Genomic DNA, 14,229 nt, shown 5'->3' on the forward strand with positions numbered 1-14,229 from the left:
CGCAATCACCACGAGACAGGTCGTGCGTCTGCGCATGGGAGCCCGGCCATCGCGGCAGGCCGACCGCACTGCGGAAGCCGGGCGGAACGGGACGTCCGTCAGGCGCCCTGCGGGACCTTGTCGAGAAACCCGGTGACGCGCTGGATGCGGCCGTCGGCCAGCTCGACGAAATCCGTGCCCTGGATCGGGGCTTCCGCATCCTCGGGGCCGAGCTCCCAGGAAAAGCGGAGATGATGACCGTGGCCGTCCGCGGAGCCGATCAGGCGAAAGCGGAAGTCGGGAAAGCGCTTCTGCACGCCCGCGACCAGGCCATCCACCCCATCGCGTCCTTCACCGCGCATCAGCGGGTCGACATAGAGCGCATCCGCGGTCCAGTGACGTGCGAGCAATGCACTACGCTGCGCGGCATCGCGTTCGTTCCACAGCGCGATGTAGCTCTCGGCGATCTCGGTCGGGTTGGTCATCGGTGCTCTCCATGTTGTGAACGATGAGGAGCCCATCATCGCGCCCGGCGCGCAGCGAATCGATTACGTCGAACGTCATCTCATCCGGAATGACAGAACTGTAAGTTGCCGCCTGTTTGCGCGAGGACTACTCCACGCGCGGAGGCGGTGCGGGGAATGCGTCTCATGATGTCCGACACTTGGAAGTGGATTGCCGTCGCAATCTGTCTGGTGCTGTTCACGGCGGATACCGTGCTCAAGCCGCAGGACAAGCCCAATCGCATGGTGTTCTTCGAGCTGCATCGCGGCGAGCGCCCGACGATGATCGGCATGATGCGCGACGACCTCGTCAAGCTGCCGGGACGCGGCGCCAGCCGCATCCGCGACGCGCTCGCGCGCGGCGAGACGTTAACGGTCTGGCAATATGAATTAAGAAAGATTGAAGACGGCAGCTATCAGGAGGTGCCGGAGCGGCAGATCCAGCTCAGCGCCGCCGATGCGCCGCTCGTCACGTTTGGAGCGCGGATTCGGCTGCCCGATAATTAGTTAACTTCACGGGGACCGAGGGCGTCGGGAGGCAGATCGCCCTCCCCGCTGCCAGCGCGATATCGGCCGGACCTCGCTCCATCTCGCGATCAGACGGCGCGCTGCTGGGAGTGATCCTGCCGCGCCCGCTTGCGGGGCGGGGCTCGGCACGGTCCAAACTTGTGATTGCATTGGTCGCATCTCCGGATTTCGGCCATGCCAGCCAGGGCTGGCGGGAGCCCGCACCCACGATCGTGATCGCACGAGCGCCCCTGGGCCGGCGATGAGAGGGGTGAGCGTCCCGCCGTCACCGGGCAACGGGGCGTGTGTCGCGCGGAAGCTCGGCCACCGGGCTTTTCCGGAGTGTCGTTTGTGCCGCCGTGACGCCGCTGCCGCGCCGATGGGCGAATCATGCCGGGCCTCTGCCTTGCTCGTGGCGCCATCGCCATGTCCGGAACCAGCGTTCGGCCATTTTCGGTGGTAGCGACTCATTGGTGCAGCGGGCTTGCAACACTCGCGGTGAATTTGGCTTTCGTCACCGCGCTGTCCTGGACAAAAACACGATCTCGAAACACGCTGCATTTGCGATTTGGATTTGGCTTTCGCGTTCCGGTTCTGCGGATGGGCTCGTGGTCGCAAGGTCCCGCCGCAGTCCAAGTATCAGAAGAAGCGCATCTCAAGACGCGTACCAAAGTCGGTCAGATCGGTTTCGCCGGGTTGAACTGGGGCTCGACATGAAATTCTGGACGGGGTTGCTTGCGGTCGTTCTGTTGCTGTCGGGGGTCGGCGCCAGCCAGGCCGTGGTCCGGATCGCCGATGACCGCGGCGGCCGGATCGGAACCTATGTCGACAAGTACCAGGGCCTGCGATCCTCCGGTGAGTATGTGATCATCGACGGGCTTTGCGCCTCGGCCTGCACCATCGTGCTCGGGGCGATCCCCCACGAGAAGATCTGCGTCACCTCGCATGCCAATCTCGGATTCCACGCCGCCTGGGATTTCGGCGCCAACGGCCGCGCCGTCACCAACCCCGAGGCGACCCAGATGCTGTACTCGATGTACCCGTCGCCGATCCGCCGCTGGATCACCCAGCGCGGCGGCCTGACGCCCCGGATGATCTTCCTGAAGGGCAAGGAGCTGCAGGCAATGTACAAGCCCTGCTATATGGATGCCCAGGCATCCTCTCCGGCCTCCTCGCATGTCGCGCCCAATGCGCCGGCCATCTCGCCGGCCGCGGCCAAGGCCTCCGCTTCCCATTGATGACGCCGGCCACCGGCCGTTTCGGGTGATCGGCTGCCCGTCCGCGGCGCTTGCCTGGACCGGCCGCGGGGCTTATCTGAAGCGCGAGGGGCGGGCCGCTCGGGCCAGCACCCGCCCGATGAGTACGTCATCATGCAGCCTCTTTCAGCGCCGCAAGAGATACCGTCCGCGTCGGGTGACCGGCGTTCGGCCTCCGCTTCGGCCATCGTGGCTGGGGTTGCGGCGATCGGGCTCGTCGCCGGCGCCGTGACGATGTGGGTGCAGTACGGGACCGCGGTGTTCTTCGAGACGATCGCGGCCGGCTGGCAGGCCTGCTTCTGAGAGACAATGAAGGAGCGCGCAATGCCATCCAATGCCACCCGCCCCCTGGTGATCGTCGGAGCCTTTGCCGCCAGCCTCGTGGTCGGGCTTTCGCTGATGTTCCTCATCATGGGCGGCGGCCGAAACATCGCGGCGCCGGCCGCGATCGGCGGACCGTTCCAACTGACCGACCAGAGCGGGGCCGTCGTCACCGAGAAGAGCCTCGAAGGCCGTCCGACCCTGATCTTCTTCGGCTTCACCCATTGCCCGGACGTCTGTCCGACCTCGCTGTTCGAGATCTCCGAGGTGCTGCGCGCGATGGGCAAGGACGCCGACGGCGTCAACGCCTATTTCGTCTCGGTCGACCCCGAGCGCGACAATCCGGCCGCGATGAAGGACTACCTCTCCAGCTTCGACCCGCATCTGAAGGGTCTGACCGGCGATCCCGAGGTCCTGGCGAAGGTTCTCACCGAGTACCGGGTCTATGCCAAGAAGGTCCCGCTGAAGGACGGTGATTACACCATGGACCACACCGCCCTGGTGTATCTGATGGACCGCAACGGCCGGTTCGTCGCGCCGTTCAACCTGAAGCGGACGCCCGAGGAAGCGGCGGCGGATCTCAAGAAATACCTCTGAGCGCGTTGACGCTCCAGCCGGGCGGCCGCCTCCGGGCCGAATCCAGCCTCGAATTTGCGCCGGGATGGTCTATAAGGCGCTGACCATCGGGACCGCTGATGCAGACCGTCTTATCAAAGCCCGTGAAATCCGCGCCTGCGGCCCGCGCCGCCATCGCCAGCGCGCTGCTCTGCTTCGGTCTCGCCGCAGCCGGCTCGGAGGTGCGCGCCCAGGCGCCCGTGCGGCCCGCCGTCGAGGCGGCGCCGCAGGCCGTCCCCGGCTTCTGGGACCCGCGACGCCGGCCCGACCGGCCCGATTTGTCGCGCCTCACCGTGATTCGTTTCCTGACCGAGACCGACTATCCGCCGTTCAACTTCACCGGTCCGGACGGCAATCCGGCCGGCTTCAACGTCGATCTGGCACGGGCGATCTGCGACGAGATCAAGGTCACCTGCACCGTCCAGATGCGCCGGTTCGAAACCCTGCTCGATGCGCTGTCCTCGAACCGGGGCGATGCGATCATCGCCTCGATCGCGGTGACGCCGCAGATGCGGGCGCGGGCCGACTTCTCCGATCCGTATTACCGGGCGCCCGCCCGCTTCGTGTCCCGCCGCGATGCCGTCATGACCGAGATCCGCCCCGAATTTCTCGAGGGCAAGAAGATCGGCGCCGTCGCCGGCACCGCGCACGAGGCCTACCTCAAGGCGATGTTCACCGACGCCGAGATCAAGACCTATCCGAACGACGAGGCGCTGCGGCAGGCGCTGCGCCGGGCCGAGGTCGACCTGATCTTCGGCGACGGCATCTCGCTGGCGTTCTGGGTCAATGGCACCGATTCCGGCGATTGCTGCGCCTTTTCCGGTGGACCTTTCGTCGAAAGCCGCTATTTCGGCGAGGGCGTCGGCATCGCCGTGCGCAAGGGCAACGACCTCTTGCGCCAGGCGCTGAACTGGGCGCTGTTCCGGGTCTGGGAAAAAGGCCGCTACACCGACCTGTGGCTGCGCTACTTCTCGATCAGCCCTTTCTAGCGCTTGCCGTCGTTCCGGGGCGCGTCGAAGACGCGAACCCCGGAACCTCGAGATTCCGGGTTCGATGCTTCGCATCGCCCCGGAATGATGGGTATCATGACCGCTGTTTTGCACTGACGTCTTCGGAGAAGTCTTTTTCACGATGTCCACGATCGATCTCGTCCAGACCAGCCCGAGCGACTTGCGCGCGCTCGCCGAACAATCCAACGCCTGGCCGTTCGAGCAGGCGAAAGCGATCGTCAACCGGCTGAAGAAGAACCCCAAGGACGAGGTGCTGTTCGAGACCGGCTACGGCCCGTCCGGCCTGCCGCATATCGGCACCTTCGGCGAGGTAGCGCGCACCACCATGGTCCGCCACGCCTTCCGCGTGCTCACCGAGGACAAGATCAAGACCCGCCTGATCGCGTTCTCGGACGACATGGACGGCCTGCGCAAGGTGCCGGACAACGTGCCGAACAAGGACATGCTGGCCACGCATCTGGGCAAGCCGCTGTCGCGCATCCCGGATCCGTTCTCCAACGAATATCCGTCGTTCGCCGCTCACAACAATGCGCGGCTGCGCGCCTTCCTCGACCGGTTCGGCTTCGACTACGAGTTCGCCTCCGCGACCGACTACTACACCTCCGGCAAGTTCGACGCGGCTCTGCTGCGCATGCTGGAGCGGCTCGAGAAGGTGATGGCGATCATGCTGCCGAGCTTGCGCGAGGAGCGCGCGGCGAGCTACTCGCCGTTCCTGCCGATCTGCCCGCGCACCGGCCTCGTGCTGTATGTGCCGATCGTCGAGCACGACGCCAAGGCCGGCACCATCTCCTACGACGATCCGGAGACCAAGGAGCGCATGACCGTTCCGGTGACCGGCGGCCATTGCAAGCTGCAATGGAAGCCGGACTGGGCGATGCGCTGGCATGCGCTGGGCGTCGACTATGAAATGGCCGGCAAGGACCTGATCGATTCGGTGAAGCTGTCGGGCAAGATCTGCGCGGCGCTCGGCGGCACCCCGCCTGAGGGCTTCAATTACGAGCTGTTCCTCGACGAGAAGGGCCAGAAGATCTCGAAGTCGAAGGGCAACGGGCTGACCATCGACGAATGGCTGCGCTACGCCTCGCCGGAATCGCTGTCGCTGTTCATGTATCGCGAGCCGAAGGCGGCGAAGCGGCTGTATTTCGACGTCATCCCGCGCAACGTCGACGACTATCAGCAGTTCATCGATGGTTTTCGGAAGCAGGATGCCAAGCAACAGCTCGGCAATCCGGTCTGGCACATTCATTCCGGCAAGCCGCCGAAGGCCGACATGCCCGTCACCTTCCAACTGCTGCTGACCTTGGTGTCGTCGTCGAACGCGGAGAATGCCGAGACGCTGTGGGGCTTCATCGGCCGCTACCGGCCCGGCGTGACGCCGCAGACCCATCCCAAGCTCGACGCGATGGTCGGCTACGCCATCAACTACTATCGCGACTTCGTCGCGCCGACCAAGACCTTCCGCGAGCCGACCGAGGGCGAGCGCGTGGCGCTGCAGGACCTGCGCGATGCGCTGTCCAATCTTCCGGCGGAGGCCACGGCCGAGGACATCCAGAACGTGGTCTACGAGATCGGCCGCCGCGAGCCGTTCCTCGACCACGCCAAGAAAGGCAAGGACGGCCGCCCCGGCGTGTCGCTGGACTGGTTCAACATGCTCTACCAGGTGCTGCTCGGCCAGGAGAAGGGCCCCCGTTTCGGCTCCTTCGTCGCGGTCTACGGCGTGAACAATGCGGTGGCGATGATCGACGGGGCGCTGGCGCGGAGCGCGTGAGGGGCTCGCTCGTCGTCACACAAAAAGGTGTCGTCCCGGCCCTGAGCCGGGATCCATAGCCACGAGCCGAGGTGAGGTGACGGATATCCGCCACCTCGCAAGACAACTGAGATTCCGCGGTATGGGTCCCGGCGTTCGCCGGGACGACAGCGGAGAACTCGGCGGCCGCGTCAGTCCGAAGCGGCCATTCGTACTACACCCCGTGCAGCACGAAGCGGCGGTCGAGCTTCTGCACCGGGCGCGCGTTCATCGGATACAGCTTGGCGAATTTCGTGACGTCCGCTTCCGCGACCGAGACCGGCTCGCTCAGCAGCAGCCATTCGACCACCTCTGAGCAGGGCGGCGTCGTCAGCGAGCCGGCATAGCGATAATAGGAGCGGCGTGCCGGCAGCATCATGTTGGGGTTGATGCGCGGATCGGCCTTGACCGCGGGACCCTCCTTGTCCGGCATCGTCGCCACGATCTGCGCGAAGGCGGGATTGGGCCGGCCGGTGGTCATGAGAACGCCGACCACGGCGAGCCCGCCCGACGCGGCGCGGTGGACGAAATGCGCCTCCATCGGATAGTTCTTGCCACCGATCTGATGCTCGCTCGGGCGATGGAAATGCACCTGCAGCAGCTTGTAGGTGGTGCCGTCGAGCTTCAGGGTGCTGCTGCCGTCGGCAAAGTTGAGCTGGATGGTGTGACCATTGTTGACGATGGTGTCGGCGGTCCTGGCCCAGCTCAGCTTGAAGTTGGGCAGTTGGGCCCGGGTCGAGTGCTCGATGTCGATGGGCGATTGCTGGGTGCCGACGCCGCAGACCTTGTTGGCCGCATCGAGATCCCCCCAATTGGCCGGTCCGGTCGCGCCCTCATAGCTCCAATGCGGGGCGCCCTCGGCGGCGAAGCCCGGGGTCGCGCAGGCGGGGCAGAGGGCGAGCCCCGCAAGAGCCTTCAAGACGTGGCGGCGGTCCATGGCAATCTCCAAAAGGTTCAAGCGTGGGCATGATCGGTTGCGAATCGCGCGCAACAGGAAAACCGAATCAGGTTAACCCTTGCTGAGGAACCGGCTGCGTCCTCGCGAACTCGCAGTCACTCGGGTGCAGCCTGAGCGGGGCGGCCGCCGGGCTGTCCCGGGCAAACGATGCTTGAGTTCGCCGCCCCCTGCCGATACGGTCGGCCGCTCCGAAAACATCAGCAAACTCAAGCTCGAGCCAGGACCGCGCGAAGGTGCCCAAAATCTACAAAATCTGCTCAGCTTCGGCCTGGCGCGAGGCGGAGCGGCTGGGCGTGTACCGCGGTAGCGCCGACGATCTGCGCGACGGGTTCATCCATTTTTCGACCGCCCCCCAGGTGCCGGAGACGGCCCGGAAGCACTTTTTCGGGCAGAGCGCGCTGTTCCTGGTCGAGGTCGAGGCGGATGCACTGGGTGCAGGCTTGCGCTGGGAGCGCTCGCGCAACGACGAGCTGTTCCCGCATCTGTATGGCGAGCTCGATCTCGGCGCCGTGACCGCCGTTCACCAGTTGCACAGCCGTGCCGATGGCGGCCATGACATTCCGGACCTGAAGCCGTGATCCGCGCTTTCGACCAGCTCTCGCTGCCGCTGCTCCGCTGGCTCGACGCCGAGGATGCGCACCGGCTCGCCATCCAGGGCCTGAAGCTCTTGCCGGCGATCAAGCCGCGACCGGACGATGCGAAGCTCGCGGTGCGCGCCTTCGGGCTCAACTTCCCGAATCCGGTCGGCATGGCCGCCGGCTTCGACAAGAACGCCGAGGTGCCGGACGCGCTGCTGCGGCTCGGCTTCGGCTTCGTCGAGATCGGTTCGGTCACGCCACGGCCGCAGAGCGGAAATCCGCGCCCGCGGCTGTTTCGGCTGGAGCGCGACGAGGCGGTGATCAACCGCATGGGCTTCAACAATGACGGCGCCGAGATCGTGTTGCGGCGGCTTGCCGGCCGCGCCCATCAGGGCGGCATCGTCGGCGTCAATGTCGGGGCCAACAAGGATTCGGCCGACCGCGTCGCCGATTACGTCCGGCTGATCGAGACCTTCGCGCCGGTGGCGAGCTACTTCACCGTCAACATCTCCTCGCCCAACACGCCGGGCCTGCGCAACCTGCAGCAGGCTTCTCAGCTCGACGAACTGCTATCCAAGGTGCTGGAGGCGCGCGACCGTATCCGCCGCAAGGCCGGCGACACCCCGGTGCTGCTCAAGATCGCGCCGGATCTCAGCCTCGCCGAGCTCGATGACGTCGTCCATGTCGCGCGCTCGCGCGGCGTCGACGGCATGATCGTGTCGAACACGACGCTCGCTCGGCCCAGCTCGCTGCGCGAGCAGTTGCGCGCCAAGGAGCAGGGCGGCCTGTCCGGGCGGCCGCTGTTCCGGCTGTCGACCCGGATGGTGGCCGAGACCTTCGTGCGCGTCGAAGGCGCGTTCCCGCTGATCGGCGTCGGCGGCATCGACACGGGCGGCGCCGCGCTCACCAAGATCCGCGCCGGGGCCAGCCTGATCCAGTTGTATTCCTCGCTGGTCTACAAGGGCCTCGGCCTGGTCGAGAGCATCAAAGCCGACCTGACCTCGACGCTGCTGCGCACGGGGCGTGACTCCCTGGCGGAGATCGTCGGCGCCGATGCCGCGACGATCACGGCCGAGGATTGGCCGGTTTAGTTGCAGCCGAGCTGTCGCATCGTTCACGCACGGCTGTCATCCCCGCCTTCGGACGATGACAGCTTACATTGTCGGTCGAGTCGGGCTCTTCCCGAACGACGCCCGCAGCAGCGCCGGATAGCGTGCGGCCTGGAAGCCGCCGCGGGCGGCGTAGAAGCCGAGCATCGCGATCCACAGGCCCGTATTGCCGAAGCCGCGCAGCGCCAGCCAGATGCCGAGGAAGACGATCAGCGCCGCCACCATGAGATTGCGCATGTCGCGCGCCCAGGTGGCACCGATATAGACGCCATCGAACGCGAAGGCGAACACCGACAGCAGCGGCGACGCCACCACGAACGGCAGATAGTCGCGCGCTGCGCGGCGCACCGCATCGTTTGCCGTCATCGCGTCGATCAGCACCGGACCGAACAGCGCGAAGATCACCGCAACGGCGAGCGCGAAGCCGAAGCCCCAGGCGAGCACCAGCCTTGTGGCGCCGGAAAAGGCGTCGCGGTTGCGCGCGCCGAACGCATAGCCGCACAGCTGCTCGGCGGCGTTGGCGAGCCCGTCGAGGAAAAACGCGGCCACCAGCAGGAAATTGTTCAGCACCGCGTTGGCCGCCAGCGTCGTGTCGCCGGCACGCGCGCCTTGTGAGGTGAAGAACAGGAAGGCGACGATCATCGCCGCGGTGCGGATCATGATGTCGCGGTTCACCGCCATCATGTGCATCAGCTTGGCGCGGTCGAGCAGCGCAGCGCGCGATATCCGGGCGTCGGCTTTGACCAATCGGCGCGCCAGCACGAGGCCGATCGCGACACCGACCGTCTCCGCGATCACGGCGGCAATCGCCGCGCCGGCGATACCGGCCTGCAGTATCTGGACGAACAGGATGGTCGCGGCCATGTTGATCAGGTTGATCGCGACCTGAACGGCCAGCGCCAGCCGTGCGCGCGCCAGTCCGACGAGCCAGCCGAGCAGCACGTAGTTGGCGAGCGCCAGCGGCGCCGACCATATCCGGACGATGAAATAGCTGCGGGCCGCGCTCAACACGGCGTCGCTGCCGCCCATGATGTCGAAGATGATCGCGCCCAGCGGCAGTTGCAGCGCGATCAGGGTGACGCCGATCAGCGCGGCCAGCGCCAGGCCGCGGATCAGGACCATCAGGATCTCGTCGCTCTCGCCGGCGCCGAGCGATTGCGCGGTGAAGGCGAGTGTGCTGGCGCGGAGGAAGGCGAACAGCCAGAACAGGCAATCGAAGATCACCGAGGCCATGGCGACGCCGCCGAGCATGGCCGCTTCGCCGAGCCGGCCGATCGCCGTGGTCGAGACGATGCCGATCAGCGGCGTGGTCAGGTTGGCGATCATCGCGGGACCCGCGATGTCGAACACCTGCGCTGTCGTGATTTTCGCTGAAGCGGTCAAGAACGTCTCGCGGATTGGCAAAGCGCGCGGCACGCGCGTCTCTCCTGGTCTTAGCGGCCTTTCGCGTCTCTCAGCTAGAGGTCGATGCTCATGCCGTCATGCGCGGCCACATGGCCGATGCGGTCCAGCCGGCCCAGCATGTCGTCGCTCATATGGGTGAGCACCAGCCGCTTCGGCCCGATCTCGCCGAGATGCCCCTCCAGCGCCGCGAGGCTGAGATGGTTCTTCACCGCCTTGTCGTAGGTGTAGGCCTCGGCGATCAACAGGTCGGCGTCGCGGCCGAGCGGGATCAGGCTGTCGGTCCACTCGGTATCGGCGGTGTAGGCGACGATCTTTCCCTCGGCCTCGATCCGGTAGCCGAGAAACGGTCCGCCCGAATTGCCGTGGACGACTGGAAACGGCGTCACGCAGACCGCGCCGAAGCGCGTTGGCTGCTCAGGCGCGAGCTCGATCACGGACAGTTCGAACTTCCGCGGCGTGCGCGACGAATGCTCGAACAGCGCTTCCATCACCTGCGTCAGCCGCGCCTCGATGCCGGCCGGGCCGGCGATCACCAGCGGCTGCGTCCGGCGCGAAAACTGCGCATCGAGCAGCAGGAACGGCAGGCCGGCGAAATGATCGCCATGGAAATGCGTGATCAGGATCAGTTTGATATCGTTGCAGGCGATGCCGAGCCGCTTCAGCGCCGGCAGCGACGAGGCGCCGCAATCGATCAGGAGATTCGTGCGCGAGCCGGTCAGATGGAAGCAGGTGTTGGACCTGCCGCCCGAGCCGAACGCGTCACCGCAGCCGACGAAGCGGAGCTGCATCGGCTGCGTCTCTCTACCGGCCGCGCGGGGCGAACAGCCGCGACAGGAACCAGATCGGGATCACGATCACGGCGCCGAGCAGGAAGTAGCGCCACAGCCAGTTGAAGGCGTCGAAGCCGAGCTCGTACAGCCGGATGAACAGCAGCCGGATGCTGTGCAGGATGTTCAAGGGATCGAAGCCGATCGCCGACAGCACCACGCCGACCAGGATCGACAGCAGGACCAGCCGGAACGCCACCGACAGCGGCGAGCCGCCGAGAAAGCGATACAGGCCATCCGAGCTGCGGGCGCGGGCCGGATAGTCCCTGATGTCGTTCGACATGTCATCGTCTCCAGGCGGGTTCGTCGGATTCGCGAGCCCGATTATAAAGCACGGCAGGGCAGGTGGGGAACCCGGCTCGCCGCCGCAAGCTGGTTACTGGCATTTAATGTTCCCGCGCTGTCACGCCGGGGTCTCGCTCTTCAGCATGCGCTCCAGCGTCTCCAGCCGGTCGGCGTCGCGCGGTGGCTTGTCCCAGCGCAACCGGTTGATGCGCGGAAAGCGCATCGCGATGCCGGATTTGTGCCGCGGCGAGCGCTGCAGGCCCTCGAACGCCACTTCGAGCACGAGCCCCTGCCCGGGCTCGTGCACGACGTGGCGGACGGGACCGAACTTCTCCGTGGTGTTGCGGCGGACGAAGCGGTCGATCTGCAGCAGCTCCTCGTCGGTGAAGCCGAAATAGGCCTTGCCGACGGGCACCAGCTGATCGCCGCCGTCTCCCGCCGTCCAGACGCCGAACGTGTAGTCGGAGTAATAGGACGAGCGCTTGCCGTGGCCGCGCTGCGCATACATCAGCACGGCGTCGATGATGTGCGGATCGTGCTTCCACTTCCACCACTGCCCCTTGGGACGCCCCGGCAGATACAGCGCGTCGCGCCGCTTCAGCATCACGCCTTCCACCGCTTCGGCATCGTCGCCGGCCCCGGCCGAGGCGGGATTGGCGCGCGCGGCCTTCAACGCATCCCAGGTCGCGAACGCAATGGTCGGTGACAGGTCGACGCGCGGATCGTCCAGGCGCTTGATGAACGCCTCCAGCTTCGCGCGGCGCTCGGCGAACGGCAGCTCGCGCAGGTCATTGTCCTCATCGCCGAGCAGGTCGTAGGCCCGCAGGTGGATCGGGTACTCCTTCATCAGCTTCGGCGACACCGTCTTGCGATTCAGCCGCTGCTGCAGCACGTTGAAGCTCTGTACGCGCTGATCGCGCACCACCAGCAGCTCGCCGTCGAGCGCGCCAGGCAGATGCAGCGACGGCAGCAGGTCCGGAAAGCTTCCCGTGATGTCCTCGCCGCTGCGCGAATACAGCCGCGTGACGATGCGGCCATCCGCCTCGCGGCCGCTCACCGCCTGCACGCGGATGCCGTCCCATTTCCATTCCGCGATGTAGTCGGCCGCGTTCATGCCGGCGAAGTCGTCGTCCTCGACCGCATGCGCCAGCATCACAGGGCGGAACGGCGCGGGATCGCGGTTGATCGGCCTGTCGCCGCGGCCCTCGAGCCAGGCGAACAGGTCGAGATAGGGCGGCGCGAGCCCCGGCCAGATCAGCTCGACCTCGTGCGGGTCCTTGTCGCCGAGCGCGGCCGCTGCGGTCTTGGCAAGCCGCGCGGAGATGCCGATGCGCAGCGCGCCGGTGACCAGCTTCAACAGCGCCCAGCGCCCGGTCTCGTCGAGCTCATCCAGCCATTGCGCGAGTTGCCGCGGCATCTCGGTCTTGCCGAGGGTGCGCAGGGTGGTGACGACCTCGGTCAGCGTCGGCGGTGGCGGGTTGTTGTGGCCGGATGCTCTCGTAAGACCACCTGTGTGGCACCCCCCTCCCTGACCCTCCCCCACAAGGGGGGAGGGAACGGAGAGAGCAGTGCTCGGAGGAGCAAGATCACTTGTTGAGCCCCTGTTGGCTATCGAACGAGATGCAAGCTCCGAGTGCCACTCGGCTCCCTCCCCCCTTGTGGGGGAGGGGTGGGGAGGGGGGTACCCAGGAACGAGCTGCTGATGATGCGCCCTGTCCTTCGGCCACATCAGCGCGACGGTCTCCGAGAGATCGCCGACATAGTCATACGACAGCGCGAACAGCACCGGATCGGTGCGCGCGGCGATGAGGTCGCGGATCAGCGCCGGCTTGGCGTGCTTGAACGACAGCGCGCCCGTCAGCGCGCCCAGCGCGTAGCCGCGACCGGGATCCTCGACCTCGCGGAAGTACGACGTCAGCAGGCGCAGCTTGTTGTTGCGGCCGGGCTCATAGGCGAGGCGGTCGAGCAGCTCGGCGAAGCGGTTCATGCCTCCGCGTCCTCCGTCGCCACCACCTCGCTCTCCTCCTCGTCGCCATAGCCGACCAGGTCGAGCGGCCGGGCCGCCAGGCCCTTGCTCCGGCACCAATGCACCAGCGCGTCCTCCTGGCCGTGGGTGACCCACACCTCGCTTGCGCCGGTCGCCGCGATGGTGGCGGTCAGCCCGTCCCAGTCGGCATGGTCCGAGATCACCAGCGGCAGCTCGATGCCGCGCTGCCGGGCCCGGGCGCGCACCCGCATCCAGCCCGAGGCGAACGCGGTGACGGGATCGGGAAAGCGGCGGGTCCACAGGTCGGAGGTCGCACTCGGCGGCGCCAGGGTGATGGTGCCGGCAAGCTCGGCCTTCTTGACGCCCTTCACGGGCCGGAGCTCGCCGAGCGCGATTCCCTTGTCTTGATAGTAGCGCGTGATCTTGTCCATCGCGCCATGCAGGTAGATCGGCCGATCATAGCCGGCCTCGCGGATCAGCGCGATGACACGTTGCGCCTTACCGAGCGAGTACGCGCCGACCAGGTGCGCGCGCTCGGGAAACAGCACCACCGAGGCCAGCAGCTTGTTCACCTCCTGCGCCGCGTCGCCGTGACGGAACACGGGCAGGCCGAACGTCGCCTCGGTGATGAAGACGTCGCATTGCACCAGCTCGAACGGTGCGCAGGTCGGATCGCGCGCATCCTTGTAGTCGCCGGAGGCGACGATGCAGGTGCCGCCGCAGGACACCTTGATTTGCGCCGAGCCCAGCACATGGCCCGCAGGGTGGAAGCTGACGGTGACGTCACCCAGCCTGATCCGCTCGCCATAGCCGATCGCCTGCGTGGAGCCTGCAAAGTTGTCGCCATAGCGCAGCCGCATGATGTCGAGCGTTTCCTGGGTCGCCAGCACCGCGCCGTGGCCGGGGCGGGCGTGGTCGGAATGGCCATGGGTGATCAGCGCCCGCTCGACCGGGCGCACGGGATCGATGTGAAAGCCGCCGGCCTTGCAGCAGAGGCCGGACGGAACGGGCAGCAGAATGTCTTGCGGACGCATGTGGGTCATATAGGTCATGCAAGACGCGTTTTCAGGTCGTGCCCGTTTCCATCTCGTCATGCGCGGGCTT

General features: G+C 66.5%; 16 protein-coding genes. 9 read left to right on the forward strand and 7 right to left on the reverse strand.

What is annotated here, in order from left to right; translation table 11 throughout:
• Nucleotides 1-98: 98 nt before the first annotated feature.
• Nucleotides 99-464, reverse strand: coding sequence for a nuclear transport factor 2 family protein (locus QX039_RS31315; protein ID WP_315735796.1), 366 nt, complete (start codon nt 462-464; stop codon nt 99-101).
• A gap of 165 nt (nt 465-629) precedes the next feature.
• Between QX039_RS31315 and QX039_RS31320 the strand changes: the two genes are divergently transcribed.
• The 7 genes from QX039_RS31320 (at nt 630) to QX039_RS31350 (ending at nt 5,959) form a co-directional block, all read left to right on the forward strand.
• On the forward strand, nt 630-989 hold the full coding sequence (locus QX039_RS31320) for a hypothetical protein (RefSeq protein WP_315735798.1): 360 nt from the start codon (nt 630-632) through the stop codon (nt 987-989).
• Between the two features lie 426 nt (nt 990-1,415).
• Nucleotides 1,416-1,706, forward strand: coding sequence for a hypothetical protein (locus tag QX039_RS31325; RefSeq protein ID WP_315735800.1), 291 nt, complete (start codon nt 1,416-1,418; stop codon nt 1,704-1,706).
• Nucleotides 1,703-2,227 (forward strand): hypothetical protein, encoded by a 525-nt coding sequence (locus QX039_RS31330; protein WP_315735802.1) that lies wholly within the window; start codon nt 1,703-1,705, stop codon nt 2,225-2,227. The genes QX039_RS31325 and QX039_RS31330 overlap by 4 nt, the downstream gene beginning before the upstream one ends.
• 132 nt (nt 2,228-2,359) lie before the next feature.
• Nucleotides 2,360-2,548, forward strand: coding sequence for a hypothetical protein (locus QX039_RS31335; protein WP_315735804.1), 189 nt, complete (start codon nt 2,360-2,362; stop codon nt 2,546-2,548).
• Nucleotides 2,549-2,569: 21 nt separating this feature from the next.
• Nucleotides 2,570-3,163, forward strand: coding sequence for an SCO family protein (locus QX039_RS31340; RefSeq protein ID WP_315735806.1), 594 nt, complete (start codon nt 2,570-2,572; stop codon nt 3,161-3,163).
• 98 nt (nt 3,164-3,261) lie between these two features.
• The gene (locus QX039_RS31345) at nt 3,262-4,170 is read left to right on the forward strand and encodes a transporter substrate-binding domain-containing protein (RefSeq protein ID WP_315735807.1); all 909 of its coding nucleotides are present in this window, start codon (nt 3,262-3,264) and stop codon (nt 4,168-4,170) included.
• 142 nt (nt 4,171-4,312) lie between these two features.
• Complete coding sequence (locus QX039_RS31350) at nt 4,313-5,959, forward strand: lysine--tRNA ligase (RefSeq protein ID WP_315735809.1); 1,647 nt, start codon at nt 4,313-4,315, stop codon at nt 5,957-5,959.
• A 193-nt stretch (nt 5,960-6,152) separates the two neighbouring features.
• Here QX039_RS31350 and QX039_RS31355 read toward each other — a convergent pair whose 3' ends face one another.
• A complete protein-coding gene (locus QX039_RS31355) occupies nt 6,153-6,914 on the reverse strand; it encodes a carbonic anhydrase family protein (RefSeq protein ID WP_315735811.1) in 762 nt (253 codons plus the stop codon).
• 254 nt (nt 6,915-7,168) lie between these two features.
• Here QX039_RS31355 and QX039_RS31360 point away from each other — a divergent pair, with 254 nt between their 5' ends.
• Nucleotides 7,169-7,513, forward strand: coding sequence for a DUF952 domain-containing protein (locus QX039_RS31360; protein WP_315735813.1), 345 nt, complete (start codon nt 7,169-7,171; stop codon nt 7,511-7,513).
• Nucleotides 7,510-8,604 (forward strand): quinone-dependent dihydroorotate dehydrogenase, encoded by a 1,095-nt coding sequence (locus QX039_RS31365; RefSeq protein WP_315735815.1) that lies wholly within the window; start codon nt 7,510-7,512, stop codon nt 8,602-8,604. Before QX039_RS31360 ends, QX039_RS31365 begins: the two co-directional genes overlap by 4 nt.
• 63 nt (nt 8,605-8,667) lie before the next feature.
• Here QX039_RS31365 and QX039_RS31370 read toward each other — a convergent pair whose 3' ends face one another.
• From QX039_RS31370 to QX039_RS31390, 5 genes are all read right to left on the reverse strand, one after another.
• Nucleotides 8,668-9,972 carry an MATE family efflux transporter gene (locus QX039_RS31370; RefSeq protein ID WP_315737001.1) on the reverse strand — a complete coding sequence of 435 codons (1,305 nt, stop codon included), beginning with the start codon at nt 9,970-9,972 and terminating at the stop codon, nt 8,668-8,670.
• Nucleotides 9,973-10,079: 107 nt separating this feature from the next.
• Entirely contained in the window at nt 10,080-10,814 is a 735-nt protein-coding gene (locus QX039_RS31375; RefSeq protein ID WP_315735817.1) for an MBL fold metallo-hydrolase, read from the reverse strand.
• Between the two features lie 13 nt (nt 10,815-10,827).
• The gene (locus QX039_RS31380; RefSeq protein WP_315735819.1) at nt 10,828-11,136 is read right to left on the reverse strand and encodes a DUF6460 domain-containing protein; all 309 of its coding nucleotides are present in this window, start codon (nt 11,134-11,136) and stop codon (nt 10,828-10,830) included.
• Between the two features lie 120 nt (nt 11,137-11,256).
• Nucleotides 11,257-13,125: an ATP-dependent DNA ligase gene (locus QX039_RS31385; protein ID WP_315735821.1), complete on the reverse strand. Its 1,869-nt coding sequence runs from the start codon at nt 13,123-13,125 to the stop codon at nt 11,257-11,259.
• Nucleotides 13,122-14,168, reverse strand: coding sequence for a ligase-associated DNA damage response exonuclease (locus tag QX039_RS31390; RefSeq protein ID WP_315737002.1), 1,047 nt, complete (start codon nt 14,166-14,168; stop codon nt 13,122-13,124). Before QX039_RS31390 ends, QX039_RS31385 begins: the two co-directional genes overlap by 4 nt.
• Between the last annotated feature and the right edge of the window lie 61 nt (nt 14,169-14,229).

Origin of the sequence: Bradyrhizobium sp. SZCCHNR1043 (genome assembly GCF_032489675.1) — a bacterium.
Classification (GTDB): domain Bacteria; phylum Pseudomonadota; class Alphaproteobacteria; order Rhizobiales; family Xanthobacteraceae; genus Bradyrhizobium.

What these genes read in the sequence shown, in the direction of transcription:
- QX039_RS31390 (WP_315737002.1), bottom strand. Translation starts at nt 14,168, where the DNA reads ATGACCCACATGCGTCCGCAAGACATTCTGCTGCCCGTTCCGTCCGGC.
- QX039_RS31320 (WP_315735798.1), top strand. Translation starts at nt 630, where the DNA reads ATGATGTCCGACACTTGGAAGTGGATTGCCGTCGCAATCTGTCTGGTG.
- QX039_RS31315 (WP_315735796.1), bottom strand. Translation starts at nt 464, where the DNA reads ATGACCAACCCGACCGAGATCGCCGAGAGCTACATCGCGCTGTGGAAC.
- QX039_RS31330 (WP_315735802.1), top strand. Translation starts at nt 1,703, where the DNA reads ATGAAATTCTGGACGGGGTTGCTTGCGGTCGTTCTGTTGCTGTCGGGG.
- QX039_RS31380 (WP_315735819.1), bottom strand. Translation starts at nt 11,136, where the DNA reads ATGTCGAACGACATCAGGGACTATCCGGCCCGCGCCCGCAGCTCGGAT.
- QX039_RS31355 (WP_315735811.1), bottom strand. Translation starts at nt 6,914, where the DNA reads ATGGACCGCCGCCACGTCTTGAAGGCTCTTGCGGGGCTCGCCCTCTGC.
- QX039_RS31375 (WP_315735817.1), bottom strand. Translation starts at nt 10,814, where the DNA reads ATGCAGCTCCGCTTCGTCGGCTGCGGTGACGCGTTCGGCTCGGGCGGC.
- QX039_RS31335 (WP_315735804.1), top strand. Translation starts at nt 2,360, where the DNA reads ATGCAGCCTCTTTCAGCGCCGCAAGAGATACCGTCCGCGTCGGGTGAC.
- QX039_RS31345 (WP_315735807.1), top strand. Translation starts at nt 3,262, where the DNA reads ATGCAGACCGTCTTATCAAAGCCCGTGAAATCCGCGCCTGCGGCCCGC.
- QX039_RS31350 (WP_315735809.1), top strand. Translation starts at nt 4,313, where the DNA reads ATGTCCACGATCGATCTCGTCCAGACCAGCCCGAGCGACTTGCGCGCG.
- QX039_RS31340 (WP_315735806.1), top strand. Translation starts at nt 2,570, where the DNA reads ATGCCATCCAATGCCACCCGCCCCCTGGTGATCGTCGGAGCCTTTGCC.
- QX039_RS31325 (WP_315735800.1), top strand. Translation starts at nt 1,416, where the DNA reads ATGTCCGGAACCAGCGTTCGGCCATTTTCGGTGGTAGCGACTCATTGG.
- QX039_RS31385 (WP_315735821.1), bottom strand. Translation starts at nt 13,125, where the DNA reads ATGAACCGCTTCGCCGAGCTGCTCGACCGCCTCGCCTATGAGCCCGGC.